The sequence below is a fragment of the Neptunicoccus cionae genome (assembly GCF_002860325.1).
Lineage (GTDB): Bacteria > Pseudomonadota > Alphaproteobacteria > Rhodobacterales > Rhodobacteraceae > Amylibacter > Amylibacter lutimaris.
Map to the genome: position 1 here is coordinate 314,512 of NZ_PKOJ01000002.1, position 14,582 is coordinate 329,093.

A 14,582-nucleotide genomic window follows, 5' to 3' on the forward strand; every position below is an offset into this window, starting at 1 on the left:
TTTAAGAAGCTTCATTTATGACGCTTCATATTTGCAGGGTCTTAATCGGGATACACACCGCGTGCCCCCGCGTTCGTACATTCGCAGGCAGGACAATCACCCCCTTGCCAGCCTCCCTTCCAACCGCTAGCATGTACTTAACACGTTAGCGAGATGACACGATGAAATATTCCGACTACGCCAAATGGACCAACCGCGCGACCCGCTGGATCGAAGACCATTTCGCCACGCTGCGGGACAAACCCGTCCGCGCGCAAACCGCGCCGGGTGAAATCGCAGCACGCCTTCCCGCCACACCGCCCGAACAGGCGACAGATATGGAAGCCATTATCGCGGATTTTGAACGGATTGTGCCGGATGGAATTACCCATTGGCAACATCCGCGCTTTTTCGCGTATTTCCCGTCGAACGCCGCACCTGCCTCCATGATTGCAGAGCAATTGACCAATGCCATAGCCTCCCAATGCATGCTCTGGCAGACTTCTCCGGCGGCCACCGAAATCGAAGAAGTCATGATCGACTGGCTGCGTCAGGCCATGGGGCTGCCAGAGCCGTTCAAAGGCGTCATTCAGGACAGCGCCAGCAGCGCCACACTCTCTGCTGTTCTGACGATGCGGGAACGGGCCACCGGGTTCACCGGTAACGATCAGGGCCTGTCCGGTCAGGGCCGCCTTCGGATCTACTGCTCTGCACAGGTACACAGTTCTGTAGACAAAGCCTGCTGGGTCGCAGGTATCGGTCAGGAAAATCTGGTCAAGATCCCCACCAACGCGGACTATCAAATGGACCCGGAAGCGTTGCAAGCTGCAATCTCGGCCGACCGTGCAGCCGGCCATGTACCTGCTGGGCTGGTCCTGTGCACCGGCGGCACTTCCATCGGTGCCTGTGATGACCTGCCTCCGCTGATCAAAATCGCTAAGGCCGAAGATCTTTATACCCATCTGGATGCTGCATGGGCCGGTTCTGCCATGATCTGTCCCGAATTCCGCCCGCTCTGGGCCGGCGCCGAAGACTGCGACAGCATCGTTTTCAATCCTCACAAATGGCTGGGCGCGAACTTCGACTGTTCCATCCAGTTCCTGCGGGACGCGGACATCCAGCGCCGCACTATGGGCCTGCGCCCCTCCTATCTGGAAACGCCCCAAGCGCAGGAGATCACGAATTTCAACGAATGGACTGTGCCGCTTGGCCGTCGCTTCCGTGCGTTAAAGCTCTGGTTCCTGATCCGCGCTTACGGGCTGGAAGGCTTGCGTAGCCGCATCCGCAACCATGTGGCCTGGACGAAAGAGCTGGAATCCAAACTGCGCGCGCATCCAGACTTCACAATCACCACAGACAGCAGACTCGCCCTCTTTACCTTCCAGTTCACGCCCGAGGGCAAGGACGCAGACGCGGCTTCGGCAGATCTGTTGCAGCGGATCAATGATGACGGCCGCATCTATCTGACCCAAACCCTGCATGACGGGCGCTACGTCATCCGGTTCACCGCCGGGCAGTTCGATTGTACCCGCGACGACGTGATGACAGCCTACGACGTGATTACCGAACTGGCAGCTTCGACCTAAAGGCACAAGGCGGGCTCTCCCCGAGCCCGTCCAACTCCCGAAAACGACGTTTTTGACGCGAACAGACAAGCCTGCCCGCTTTTTGCGGCGCAGGCTTGAACCAGTTCGGGAGAGTTGCCGCCATGATCGACCTTGATTGGATGACAGCATTGATTTCACGCACCATAGGTGCGGATCGCGGTCGCGCGGCGCGAGGATCGCCACGGGAATACAGCCGCTAGAACCCGATCCGAAGCTTTCAAGGCAAATACCCTATGTCAGATACACAATCCCGTCGTTCAGGAGGCCGCGCCGCACGTCAGGCCCTGCGCGCGGCCCCTCTTACTGATGCCATCCGTCCGGTCCGCGCCGGTATGGAAGGTGGCAGATACAAACCCCTTTCCGAAGCCGCTGAAAAGCGCATTTATCAGGCCGCACTCGACGCGATGGAACAGATCGGCTTTGCCGACGCACCGCCTTCGGGCGTGGAAATCCTGACCAAAGCTGGCGCCATTTTGGGCGATGACGGGCGCATCCGCTTCCCCCCTGCGCTGGTGGAAGACATGCTCGCCAAAGCCAACCGCACTGTCACATTGCACGGGCGCGATCCGAAACACGATATGATCCTGTCGGGCAACCGCGTTCATTACGGCACCGCAGGCGCTGCAGTGCATCTGGTGGATGTAGAAAACAACGACTACCGCGAATGCACCGTGCAGGATCTTTATGATGCGGCGCGGATTGTCGACCGGCTCGACAACGTCCACTTTCTGCAACGCCCGATGGTATGTCGCGACATTCCCGACAATTATGAAATGGACCTGAACACGATCTATGCCTGCTGTTCGGGCACGACGAAACACGTTGGCACCTCATTCACCGAGCCTTCCTTCATGAAGGGCGCCTTCGAGCTGATTTATGAAATAGCCGGAGGCGAGGACGCCTTTCGTGCCCGACCCTTCATCTCAAACTCCAACTGTTTCGTCGTTCCACCGATGAAATTCGCAACGGAATCCTGTGAGGTGATGGAACACTGTGTGCGCGGCGGAATGCCGGTGCTGTTGCTTTCAGCAGGTCAGGCAGGGGCCACCGCCCCCGCCCCGATCGCGGGCGCCATTGTGCAGGCGGTGGCGGAATGTCTGGCCGGTATGGTCTATGTCAACGCTATGGCACCGGGACATCCCACGGTCTTTGGCACATGGCCGTTCGTGTCAGACCTGCGCACCGGCGCCATGTCGGGCGGCTCCGGCGAGCAAGCCCTGCTGACCGCGGCCTGCGCGCAGATGCACCACTTCCTCGGCTTGCCCGGCGGTGCGGCGGCCGGGATAGCAGATGCAAAGATGCCCGATATGCAGGCCGGATACGAACAGGCCCATTCCAACGTCATGGCGGGGCTGGCCGGTCTGAATATGGTTTATGAATCCGTCGGGATGCACGCCTCCCTGCTTGGGTTCTGTCTTGAAAGCCTGATCATCGGGGACGATCTTCTGGGCCAGTCCCTGCGCTGCGTCCGCGGGATCGAGGTCAACGAAGATACCGTCTCTCTCGATGTCATCCGCTCGGTCTGTCTGGAAGGTCCGGGGCATTATCTGGGGTCGGCTCAGACCTTGTCGCTGATGCAGACGGAATACATCTACCCTGCACTCGGGGACCGCAGTTCTCCGAAGGAATGGGCGGAACTGGGCAAGCCTGACCTGATCCAGAAAGCCATCAAACGCAAGAATGAAATTCTGGCCGAGCCGTCCAAAGCGCGGTTTGATCCGAAAACCGATGCGGCGATCCGCGAGGCTTTCCGGATACATTTGCCCGCGTAAACTTTTTACCTGACCCCGTGTGAGAAACAAATCTTTCCATTGCGGGGTCAGGAGCTATAGTGAACCTGTTAGATAGTTTCAGACAGGCACATCTCTACATGAGCAAATTCTTCGTCAAGACAGATGAATCCCTCCCCATTATGCTGCTCCGCGCGCGAGAGGCCGTGATGTGCCGGATACGGCCCTTCCTGATAAAACACGACCTGTCAGAGCAACAATGGCGGGTCCTGCGCATCCTGGACGAAGTCGGCCCGTTAGAACCCACCGAACTCGGGGAACGCTGCATGGTGCTCACGCCGAGCCTGACCCGTATTCTCTCTCTTTTGGAAAAGCGCCAGATGATCCGCCGTGAACAGCACCCCACGGACCGGCGCAAACAGATCATTCATCTGGCCGGTCCGGGCCAGGATGTTATTGCCAAAATTGCGCCGGAAGCCCAGAAAATCTATGAAGATCTGGAAGAGCATTTCGGGAAACCGCAGATGATCAACCTGTTGAACAAGTTGAAAAAACTGTCAGAGTTTTAGGCGTTTTCCGGTTTCTGCTTCGCCACCAAAGCACAAAACCGTCCCACAATCTCTGCGGATTCGCCAAGGGCGGTTTGCGCGTCAAACACACGGTCCCAGTCAATCGGAAGAACTGTTTCGCGCGCCATGACAGCGCGGAGGGGCTCGCCGGTTTCAGCGGCTTTGGCACAGGCCGATTTGGTCAGCGCACGGGCATCCGCAAGGGGCATGTGTTCCGCCAGTGCAAAACTCGCCGCTTCGGCCATCATCAGACCGTTTGTCTCTTCAAATACACGTGCCAGCCTGTCCGGATCCACGCTTAGGGATGCCGACAGCGCGATTCCGTGACGCAGGGCTGCCCCCGTGGCCACAATCAGGGACGGCAGGGACAGCCATTCCTGCGACCATGCGGCACCGTCCCGCTCCTGCGCGTGAAACGCCGCGCCTGCGACCTGCGCGGCAAGCCCCTGCCCCTGCCGGGCCAGTGCCAGCATCGCCTCTGCTCCGGTCGGATTGGCTTTGTGTGGCATCGTGCTGGATCCGCCACCGGCACCGGCTCGCAGGCCGTCCCCGATCTGTGCTGACAGCAAAAGGTCCTGCGCCATCTTGCCAAGCGATCCACAGATCAATCCGCACAAGTTTGCCAGTTCGCAAATTCCGTCCCGCGCCGAATGCCACGGTAAGTCCGCACGACCAAGACCAAGCTCGTCCGCAAGCGCATCCGCCGTTTTCATCCCCCGCCCTTCAAATGCAGAGAGATTGCCCGATGCACCGGCGAGCGAGACCACCAGCACGCGAGGGCGCAGTTCCGCAAGCCGCTGGCGGTGGCGCAAAAACGGCGCCCCCCAGCCTGCAATTCGCGCTCCGAGTGCTGTCGGCGTGGCGATCTGATGGCGCGTCCGCGCGCCCATAGGGATGGATTTAAAGGCTTCGGCCTGCGCCGCCAGCGTATCCAGCAATGATACAAGCCGTGCGTCCAGAATATCGAGCACGCGACGCAGACGCAGGACCAGTGCTGTATCTATAATATCTTGCGAGGTCGCCCCCTTGTGCAGATAGGCGCTGTGCTCGGGGGCTTGCATTTCCGTTGCAAAAGTCGAAACCAGCGCAGGCACTACCACTCCGTCCCGCGCAATACCGGCGGCCAGATGTCCGGGATCGATCAGCACTTCACGCGCCATGCGATTGATGATCTCTCCGCTTTCCTGCGGGATCGTGCCAAGCTTGCCCTGTGCCGAAGCGAGCGCCCCTTCAACCAGCAACATTGCGCGGACCTCGGCGCTGTCAGAAAACAACACCGAAAGTTCGCTATCCCCGAACAAACCTTTAAACATTTGCCCTTCGGCCAGAGAAATCGCCATATTCGCACCTGTCTTTCATTTTGGCGCGACCATACATTTTGCAGTTCCGAAGGTCATCCCGAATTTTAAGAAAGAATGCACAGGATCGTCCTAACGTCACCTTGGGGGTGTGCACAGCAGGCTGCCTTACCCGAGACCGGTGCGGGGGGCCTGTATTGGGACTTAAAATGTTCGGGAACGCCGGATTTTACCACACTCCAAGATACTGATATTAATACCTAAACACGGTTAACATACTGCACATATGAAGCTTCATATAAGAAGCTTCTTAAATGAAGCTTCAAGGTTAACCATTCATTAGGAAAGTCTTGCGGCGCTCTGCAACCGGTCCTAAGTTGAGGCATGGATTATTCAAAGCACATCGACGCCGAAACTTGGGATTTCATCAATAAAACAGCCGAGTATTATCCGCCGGATACGGTGGAAAGCTCCATCGAACAGCAACGTGAAATCTACGATACCATGTGCCGTGCCTTCTTCACCGGCTATCCGGATGGCGTCAGTGCAACGGACGAGAAGATCGGCCATATACCAACGCGCCAGTACACTTGCGGCGGTTCTGAAACGACCGTGATGTATTTCCACGGCGGCGGTTTTGTGGTCGGGGGGCTCGACTCTCATGACGATGTCTGCGCCGAAATTTGTGAGCGCACCGGAATGGATGTGGTTTCGGTGGATTACAGGATGGCGCCGGAGCATAAACACCCTGCCATGTTTGACGACTGTCTTGCAGCGACAAAACACATTCTGGCGACCCGCGAAGGAACGGTCATCCTTGCTGGTGACAGTGCCGGTGGCAATCTCGGTGCGACGGTCAGCCACCGGCTGCGCAACGAACCGCGTTTGATTGGTCAGGTTCTGATCTATCCGGGTCTTGGCGGGGACATTGATGCCGGGTCCTTTCTGACCCACGCCAATGCGCCCATGCTGACACGGGATGAAATCCTGTTCTATGAAGGTGTGCGCTATGACGGGCCAAAACCCACAAATGATCCTACAGCCGTGCCGCTTCAGGACACCGATTTCTCGAATCTGCCCCCTACAGTTCTGATATCTGCGGAATGCGACCCGATCACAGACGGTTGTCGTGACTACCGCGATGCTCTGACAGCCGCCGGTTGCAAGGTGGTCTGGTTCAATGAAACAGGTCTGATTCACGGCTACCTGCGCGGGCGTCATACCGTCAAACGGGCACGGGACAGCTTTGACAGGGTCATCGCCGCTCTGAACGCGCTACGGCAGCGGGACTGGCCATATTGATCAGTCAGTAACAGGCCCCCGACCATGATGATCGACTACGAACGCAAACTGGTGTTTCTTTCCAATCGCAAGGTTGCGTCTACCTCCATGGAACGCGCTCTTGGTCAGATCAAAGGCATGGCGCGGATGAATGGCAATCCGGTACTTAAACATGTGGATTTTACCCGTTACAAGCGGATGGAGCAGCCCTTACGCACCAAAGGGTTTACCACAATCACCGTGGTACGAGAGCCGTTCAACAAGGCCGTCAGCTGGTATAAATTCCGCGCCCGACCGGAGTTGAAAGGTGATCCCCGCTACGTCGGGCATCTGGATTTCGAAACATTTCTGAACAACTTCATTTCCGGCAAAAGCGGCTGGGCGATGGAATTTCTGGACAACCTGTTCTGCATCGACAACCGCAGCGGAGAGTCCGTCGACATCATTCACAAATACGAAAACCTCGGCGCGTTTGAAACCCTGCTGCGCAACATCTACGGCGAAGACTTCGCCCTGCCGCATCTGAATGTATCCGCTGCCGTTGCTGAAACCGATTATTCCGTTCATCGTGCAGGCTACGAAGCCGCCTTTCCGGAGGCTTTTGACTGGTATCGCGCCCTGCCCGAAGCTGCTGTAAAAATCAATATATAGGGGTGCCGCGCCGCCCGATCACCCTGCAAATATGAAGCTTCATTCAAGACGCGTCATATATGAAGCTTCATGTATGAAGCGTCTTAAATGAAGTTTCACAATTATTGTGCCATAAATTTTCCCCATTAAAAACAGCCCCTACCCTTTCAAGGCGGCCGTCACAGTCACCAGCGATTTACGCTACCTATCCGTCAGGTCAGAAACGGCTTCGCTTTCATGGTTTCAGGCACTTCTGCCCCTAACCGCGTCAGGATCGTAGGCGCGAGTTGAACCTGCTCCAGTACTGTATCTGCAGACGGCCCCTGCCCCTGCCCGAAGTAATACAGCGCAAATTCCTGTTGCAGCGCGGATCGGCCCCCGTGATGGCCCCTTTCGTCCTGCCCGTGATCTGCCGTCACAATGATCTCATAACCCGCCGCCCGCCATCTTGGCAGGAAGGGCGCAAGCATCTCGTCCATTATGAAACAAGCACCGTCCATTTCTTCACTTTCGTGAAAGTAGCGATGCCCCATACTGTCCAGCGTACAGGTGTGCAGCATTCCATAGTCCAGCCCGAACCGCATACACAGATTGGTCAGCGTGCCAAACAGGTCCAGATCACAGGGCGTCATCTGGTTGGCACGACCATAGCCTGTCATTGTGTGAAAGCGCCCGTGGTTGATCGTTTCGCTTTCCGGCTCGTCGTATTCCACGTCCCGAACATTATCAAAAGGCGAACGGTTGAAGAATTCGGACCAGAAGGAATGGGCAACGGCCCCCGTTACCCCGCCAGCCTGACGCACCTGCGAAAACACGTCAGGATGTTTCAGGCGGAAAACATTCCCGTTTCCGGTACAGCCATGCTCGGCGGGCACAACGCCAGTATGGATCGAGGCATAACAACTTGCTGAAATCGAAGGCAGAACAGAGCGCATCTTCCATTTTTGCGCATTGCCCGCGTCAACATGGCCTTCCAGATTGCCAAACAACCGGCCCCAGTTGCGCCAAGGAACGCCGTCCAGAATAATCAGTAGCAGTTTGTTGTTCATCGCTGTCTCCCCGCATTGTTCGTCCGTTACACCAACGCAGATCAGGGCGGGAAAGCAAGCCTGTTTTCCGTCAAGCCGCGGCGGTTTCGCGCTCGTCAAAGGCGCTACGGCTGTCTCGAATGGAAGGTTGGTTTTCCTCTGCCCAGCGGGACAGCGCAGAAATTGCACCGTGCAACGAATGGCCCAAATCTGTCAGCCCGTAATCTACTTGCGGAGGCTTGACGTCCATTACGCGGCGTACCACCAGCCCGTCCCGCTCCAGATGGCGCAACGTAACCGAAAGCATACGGGGTGAAATTCCTCCGATTACACGGCAGAGCGCATTAAATCGCGCATTTCCCTTCGACAGTTCCAGAATGACCAGAACCGACCAGGCATCACCGACGCGGTCCAGCACATCCCGTACCGGACAATCATAGTTCTGTGCCCGCTTCGCACACATACGCTTCCCTCCAGATAACTATAAGACGCAAGAGTGCGTATTCCACCCGGCGCTTACCAAAAGTAAGTAGTTACCAACAGTAACCTAGCTTGTGAAGGAAATAAAATGAAAATACTGCTACTGGGTGCAACCGGCATGATCGGTACACGCATTAAAGTTGAAGCCAGCTCTCGTAACCATGAAATACTGGCCGCCTCCCGTTCGGCGCCGGCAGATGACGACCCGCGGGTTACGCCACTATCTCTTGATCTGGCCAACAGCGAAGCACTGCGTGATGCAGTGGCGAAAACCGATGTGGTCGTGAGCGCCGTCAGCCCCCGATCCAGCGATGACACGATGGTTGAAGCGCTCGCCTATATCGACGCCCTGATAGGCGCTGTCGGAACCAAACGTCTGGTGCTTGTCGGCGGGGCCGGCTCCCTTGACCTGCCAGACGGAAACCCCGTCGCAGATGTTGTGCCAGAACCTTACACCCAAGAGGCCAAAGCCATGCGCGCTGCGACTGAAAAACTGGCGGCTTCGGCGCTGGATTTTACAGTCATAGCCCCACCATCGCTGATTGCGCCCGGGGAGCGTACCGGCGCATACCGAAGTGGTGGGCGTGTCCTGCTGACAGACAGCCAAGGCAACAGCGCAATCTCGGCAGAAGACTACGCAGTTGCCCTTATGGATGAAGTGGAAACACCAAAGCACAAAGGCCAGCTTTTCACTGTGATTTCTGCATAATTAAAAAAAACCGGCCTGCGTCCGCTTTATGCAGACGCAGGCCGTTATCGAACGGGAAATCGCAGCCGACAAGGCCTAGTTGCCCGCACTTTCCATCTTGCGATGGGCAATGACTTCTTCCAACCAGCCAAGCTTCATCTCTGGTACGGAAGACAGTAACAGATCAGTGTAATCGTCAAACGGCGGCGAAAGCACTTCGGATTTTGTCCCGTAGCGCACCACCTTCCCCTGATACATCACCGCAATACTGTCCGCGATGGCCCGCACTGTGGCCAGATCGTGGGTGATGAACAGATAAGCCACGTTCTCAATCTTTTGCAGGTTCAAGAGCAGCTTCAGGATGCCGTCCGCCACCAGCGGGTCGAGAGCGGAAGTCACTTCGTCACAAATGATCAGCTTGGGCTTGGCCGCCAATGCGCGCGCAATACAGACACGTTGTTTTTGACCGCCGGAAAGCTCTGCCGGATAACGGTCGATAAAGCCGTCGCCCATCTCGATCTCTTCCAGCAACTCCTTGATGCGCTTGCGCTTCTCGGCACCTCGCATTCCGAAGTAAAACTCCAGCGGACGTCCGATGATCGTTCCTACCGTCTGGCGCGGATTCATCGCTGTATCGGCCATCTGGTAGATCATCTGCAATTCTCGCAGATCTTCCTTGCTGCGCTGTTCCAGTGCCGGGCTGAGTGCGCGACCTGCGAAGTTGATCTCGCCCTCTGCAGGCGGCAGAAGGCCGGTAATCACCCGCGCAAGCGTGGACTTGCCAGAGCCACTTTCCCCGACAACAGCCAGCGTCTGACCTTCGTGCAAATCTACGCTGATATTACGCAGCACATCGAAATTCGTGCCCCTGTACCGGGCAGTCACGTGGTTCACCGTCAGCACCGGATCGGGTGTCGGCAGCTTTTCCTCGTGATCAATGGAACGCACAGAGACGAGTGCCTGCGTATATTCTTCCTGCGGGTTGTTGATGATCTGGTCCACAGGACCGTATTCCACGGTTTCCCCCATGCGCAGCACCATGATGTCGTCAGACACCTGCGCAACCACCGCCAGATCATGGGTGATATACAGCGCCGCAACGCCGGTATCTCGGATCGCCGCCTTGATCGCCATCAAAACGTCAATCTGGGTGGTCACATCAAGCGCAGTTGTCGGTTCGTCAAACACCACCAGATCCGGCTCGGGGCACAGGGCCAGAGCAGTCATACAGCGTTGCAGCTGCCCGCCCGAAACCTGATGGGGATACCGGTTGCCGATCTTTTCAGGATTGGGCAGGCCCAGTTTGTCAAACAGATGTACAGCGCGTTCTTCGGCTTCCTTTCGGGAAAACTTGCCCTGAAGGATTGCCGCTTCTGTTACCTGCTCCATGATCTTCTTGGCAGGGTTGAAAGAGGCTGCCGCGGATTGGCTGACATAGGTTACATTCGCGCCGCGCAAACGGCGCAGGTCGCGGATACCCTGCTTCAGAATATCCTGCCCGTTCACCCAGACCTCACCGCCGGTGATCTTCACCCCCCCGCGGCCATAGGCCATGGCCGACAGGCCGATGGTTGACTTACCCGCACCGGATTCCCCGATCAGGCCAAGGACTTTGCCCTTCTCCAGCTCGAAAGAGACCCCATGCACGATTTCGATATCATGGGGTTTCCCGCTTGGCGGATAAACCGTCGCACCAATTTTCAGGTCACGTACCTTTAGCAAAGCATCGCTCATCCGCGACCTCCTTTCAGGCTGGTGGTTCGGTTTAGAATCCAGTCCGCCACAAGGTTCACGGAAATAGCCAGTGTCGCAATTGCCACCGCAGGTACCAGTGCCGCAGGGATACCGTAGACGATACCCTCCTTGTTTTCTTTCACGATCCCGCCCCAATCAGCCGCCGGAGGTTGCACCCCGAGCCCGAGGAACGACAGCGTCGAAACAAACAGCACCATAAAGATAAACCGCAGCCCCATTTCCGCCACCAGTGGCGACAGGGCGTTGGGCAGGATTTCACGGAAGATGATCCACGAACGTCCTTCACCACGCAGCTTTGCAGCCTCTACATAGTCCATCACATTGATATCCACAGCGACTGCACGGGCCAGACGATAGACCCGTGTGCTGTCCAGAAGCCCCATCACAAGGATCAGAACGGTAATCGTGACCGGCATCACCGAAAGAACAACCAGCGCGAAAATCAGGGATGGGATTGACATCAGCAGGTCCACCAGACGGGACAGAAGCTGATCCACCCATCCCCCGATCGTTGCGGCCAACAGGCCAAGAACGGAACCGGTCGTAAACGACAGGATCGTCGCCGCAGTTGCGATCCAGATCGTGGTCCGCCCGCCGTAGATCATGCGTGTCAGCAGATCACGGCCAATACTATCCGTCCCGAGCCAGTGGGTCGAACTTGCAGGTTCCCACACATCGCCAACAGCCTCGGTCATGCCATAGGGCGCAAGCCAAGGGGCAAAAATAGCGATGAAGAAATAGAGACCGGTGAAAAACAGACCGATCATAGCACTGATAGGAATTCTCATTTCGGATGCCTCAGTCTTGGGTTAGCCAAAATGGACACGATATCAGCGACCATGTTCAGGCCGATGTAAACCGCAGCAAAGATCAGACCGCAGGCCTGCACCACTGGCACGTCCCGCTTGGACACGTGATCCACCAGATATTGCCCCATGCCCGGATAGACAAAGACCACTTCTACAACCACAACCCCTACAACGAGGTAGGCAAGGTTCAGCATGACGACGTTCACAATCGGCGCAATAGCGTTCGGGAACGCGTGTTTGCGAATGATATTGAACATCGACAGACCTTTCAGTTCGGCTGTTTCGATGTACGCGGATTGCATCACGTTCAGGATGGCTGCCCGTGTCATCCGCATCATATGGGCCAGTACCACAAGGGTCAGAACTGTCACCGGCAAAGCAATCGCGCTCAGTTTCTCACCAAGGGACATACTATCATAAATGGTGGACACAGAGGTAAACCAGCCGAGTTTGACCGAGATGAAATACATCAACACGTAACCGATCAGAAATTCCGGTATGGAAATAGACGTCAGCGTTACCGCTGAAATCAACTTGTCGGGCCAGCGGTTCTGATACCGCACGGCCAGCAGCCCCAAAAAGATCGCCAGAGGCACAGAAATCACAGCCGCCCAAAACGCCAGAAACATGGTGTTCTTCAGACGCGTCCCAAGACTTTCGGCAATATCCCTGCCATTGGTCAAAGCCGTCCCAAGATCCCCCTGAAGCGCTCCGAACAACCAGTCGAAATAACGGGTCAGAGCCGGTTCGTTCAAACCCAGCTCGGCGCGCAGGTTTGCAAGGGATTCCGGTGTTGCGGATTGTCCCAGAATGGATTGCGCCACGTCGCCGGGCAATATCTGGGTACCGATGAAGATCATTGCCGAAGCAGCGAGCAGCAAAAGAAGGCTCAGCGCGATGCGCTGAACCAGAAGTTTCAAAATGGGGTGCATGAGCTGTTCAAACCTGCTTATGCAAACCAGGTACGAACAGGTGCGAAGCCGTTGGACAGCTCTGCGTTCGGATCAAGCACGTAGCCTGCAACCTTATCGCTGACCGCATCAACAAAATCGTTGAACATCGGACAGATCAAACCGCCATTGTCGCGCAGGATATGGGCCATTTCGCTGTAGATCGCCTTGCGCTTGCCTTCGTCCAGCTCTGCTTTGGCTTTATTCAGCAGGGCATCAAACTCGGGGTTCTTGAAGCGCGTGTCGTTCCAGTCAGCAGTCGACAGATAGGCTGTGGAATACATCTGGTCCTGTACAGGGCGTCCACCCCAGTAGGACGCACAGAACGGCTGCTTGTTCCAGACTTCGGACCAGTAACCGTCGTTCGGCTCGCGCTTGATTTCCAGCGGGATACCGGCAGCACGTGCACTTTCCTGAAACAATGCACCCGCGTCGACCGCACCCGGGAAGGCACCATCGGCAACACGCAGGATGATCGGCGATCCGTCATGGCCGGATTTCGCGTAATGCTCCTTGGCCTTTTCAATGTCGTGCTTGCGCTGCGGGATCGTATCGTCGAACAGCGGATAGGCTGCATTGATCGGCAGATCGTTCCCGATTGTGCCATAGCCGCGCAGGATCTTATCCACCATTTCCTCGCGGTTGATCGCGTATTTCAGCGCCATGCGCAGTTCGTTGTTGTCAAACGGCGCTGTGTCACAATGCATGATGAACACATAGTGGCCACGGCCCGCAACGTTCTTGATAGAAACACCAGGCGCACGGTCGATCAGCTTGGCAACCTTGGGTTCTACACGGTTGATCATATGGACCTGACCGGATTGCAACGCGGCTGTCCGTGCAGTTGCATCGTTGATCACAAGAACTTCGGCGCTGTCGTAATTCACGACATCCCCACCCCAGTAGTTCGGGTTCTTTTTGAATACGTGACGCACACCCGGCTCGTCCACGTCCACAGTGTAAGGGCCGGTCCCGATGCCAGCCCCCGGATTGTCAAAGCCGCCATCAGGCTGGATCACAAGGTGATAGTCCGCCAGCAGGTAGGGCAGATCCGCGTTCGGGCTTTTCAGTGTCACAGCAAAAGTATCACCATCCACACTCATGGATTCGATGCCCTGCATAATGCCAAGCGCGCCGGATTTTGAATCCTCGTTGGAGTGACGCTCCATAGTCCGCATCACGTCGTTGGCATCCATTGTCTTGCCGTTGTGGAATTCAACATCCTTGCGGATCTTGAAGTTCCAGACCTTGGCGTCGTCGCTGGCTTCAATGTTTTCGGCCAGTCGCGGTGTCAGTTCACCGGTTTCGGAAACACCGACCAGTGTTTCGCCAAAGTGACGCAAATTTGCGAAAGGCACCTGGGACGCTGTCAGCGCGGGATCAAGCGTGTTGGTGCTTTCACCACCGCCAAGCCCCTGCACCAGATGGCCGCCCTTGTTCGGACCCGCCGCCCTGACCGCATCAGCCAGCAAAGAGTTCGCAGCAACCGCGGAAACACCAAGGGCGCCCGCGCGTCCCAGGAAATCCCGGCGGGACACTGTTTTGCGCGCAACCCGTGCTGCCAGATGCTTAAGTTCGTTGTTCATCATGTCTTCTCCCTAGATTAGCAGATTCTTCTTTTTATAACTTATGACACAGAGCGTGCGGTGGTTCACCCCCCGAACGCAAGCTTTTCTTTACTTTAACCCCTTGTCTCCGTTCACTTTTGCACCATTGGCGCTGCATCGCACACCGCACCCGACCATTTGGGTGCGTTTCGCGACAATTTCGTCTTTCAC

At 56.5% G+C, this 14,582-nt stretch carries 13 protein-coding genes; 6 read left to right on the top strand and 7 right to left on the bottom strand.

Annotated features, from left to right (window positions below):
* The first annotated feature begins 161 nt into the window (after nucleotides 1–161).
* The 3 genes from C0U40_RS07420 to hpaR all read left to right on the top strand — a co-directional run bounded on the left by C0U40_RS07420 (nucleotide 162) and on the right by hpaR (nucleotide 3,885).
* Entirely contained in the window at nucleotides 162–1,565 is a 1,404-nt protein-coding gene (locus C0U40_RS07420; protein ID WP_101655121.1) for a pyridoxal phosphate-dependent decarboxylase family protein, read from the top strand.
* A gap of 254 nt (nucleotides 1,566–1,819) precedes the next feature.
* Nucleotides 1,820–3,358, top strand: coding sequence for a trimethylamine methyltransferase family protein (locus C0U40_RS07425; protein ID WP_101655122.1), 1,539 nt, complete (start codon nucleotides 1,820–1,822; stop codon nucleotides 3,356–3,358).
* A 98-nt stretch (nucleotides 3,359–3,456) separates the two neighbouring features.
* The gene (gene hpaR / locus C0U40_RS07430) at nucleotides 3,457–3,885 is read left to right on the top strand and encodes a homoprotocatechuate degradation operon regulator HpaR (RefSeq protein WP_101655123.1); all 429 of its coding nucleotides are present in this window, start codon (nucleotides 3,457–3,459) and stop codon (nucleotides 3,883–3,885) included.
* On the opposite strand, the gene C0U40_RS07435 is transcribed toward hpaR, so the two are convergent.
* Complete coding sequence (locus C0U40_RS07435) at nucleotides 3,882–5,225, bottom strand: lyase family protein (protein ID WP_101655124.1); 1,344 nt, start codon at nucleotides 5,223–5,225, stop codon at nucleotides 3,882–3,884. The two genes, hpaR and C0U40_RS07435, sit on opposite strands and share 4 nt — an antisense overlap.
* 342 nt (nucleotides 5,226–5,567) lie before the next feature.
* Between C0U40_RS07435 and C0U40_RS07440 the strand changes: the two genes are divergently transcribed.
* Together C0U40_RS07440 and C0U40_RS07445 are read left to right on the top strand one after the other, a co-directional pair.
* Nucleotides 5,568–6,485, top strand: a complete 918-nt coding sequence (locus tag C0U40_RS07440; protein ID WP_101655125.1) for an alpha/beta hydrolase — start codon at nucleotides 5,568–5,570, stop codon at nucleotides 6,483–6,485.
* A 24-nt stretch (nucleotides 6,486–6,509) separates the two neighbouring features.
* Nucleotides 6,510–7,115, top strand: coding sequence for a sulfotransferase family 2 domain-containing protein (locus tag C0U40_RS07445; protein ID WP_101655126.1), 606 nt, complete (start codon nucleotides 6,510–6,512; stop codon nucleotides 7,113–7,115).
* A gap of 191 nt (nucleotides 7,116–7,306) precedes the next feature.
* On the opposite strand, the gene C0U40_RS07450 is transcribed toward C0U40_RS07445, so the two are convergent.
* Nucleotides 7,307–8,143, bottom strand: coding sequence for an alkaline phosphatase family protein (locus tag C0U40_RS07450; RefSeq protein ID WP_101655127.1), 837 nt, complete (start codon nucleotides 8,141–8,143; stop codon nucleotides 7,307–7,309).
* 70 nt (nucleotides 8,144–8,213) lie between these two features.
* Entirely contained in the window at nucleotides 8,214–8,585 is a 372-nt protein-coding gene (locus tag C0U40_RS07455; protein WP_101655128.1) for a winged helix-turn-helix transcriptional regulator, read from the bottom strand.
* A gap of 105 nt (nucleotides 8,586–8,690) precedes the next feature.
* Between C0U40_RS07455 and C0U40_RS07460 the strand changes: the two genes are divergently transcribed.
* Nucleotides 8,691–9,311, top strand: a complete 621-nt coding sequence (locus tag C0U40_RS07460) for an NAD(P)-dependent oxidoreductase (RefSeq protein ID WP_101655129.1) — start codon at nucleotides 8,691–8,693, stop codon at nucleotides 9,309–9,311.
* A gap of 75 nt (nucleotides 9,312–9,386) precedes the next feature.
* On the opposite strand, the gene C0U40_RS07465 is transcribed toward C0U40_RS07460, so the two are convergent.
* Genes C0U40_RS07465 through C0U40_RS07480 form a run of 4 tightly spaced genes read right to left on the bottom strand, consistent with a single transcriptional unit; the run spans nucleotide 9,387 to nucleotide 14,390 of the window.
* Complete coding sequence (locus tag C0U40_RS07465) at nucleotides 9,387–11,024, bottom strand: ABC transporter ATP-binding protein (RefSeq protein ID WP_101655130.1); 1,638 nt, start codon at nucleotides 11,022–11,024, stop codon at nucleotides 9,387–9,389.
* Nucleotides 11,021–11,833, bottom strand: a complete 813-nt coding sequence (locus C0U40_RS07470; RefSeq protein ID WP_101655131.1) for an ABC transporter permease — start codon at nucleotides 11,831–11,833, stop codon at nucleotides 11,021–11,023. The genes C0U40_RS07465 and C0U40_RS07470 overlap by 4 nt, the downstream gene beginning before the upstream one ends.
* Entirely contained in the window at nucleotides 11,830–12,786 is a 957-nt protein-coding gene (locus C0U40_RS07475) for an ABC transporter permease (RefSeq protein ID WP_101655132.1), read from the bottom strand. Before C0U40_RS07475 ends, C0U40_RS07470 begins: the two co-directional genes overlap by 4 nt.
* A 17-nt stretch (nucleotides 12,787–12,803) precedes the next feature.
* Nucleotides 12,804–14,390, bottom strand: a complete 1,587-nt coding sequence (locus C0U40_RS07480) for an ABC transporter substrate-binding protein (protein ID WP_101655429.1) — start codon at nucleotides 14,388–14,390, stop codon at nucleotides 12,804–12,806.
* Nucleotides 14,391–14,582 lie beyond the last annotated feature (192 nt).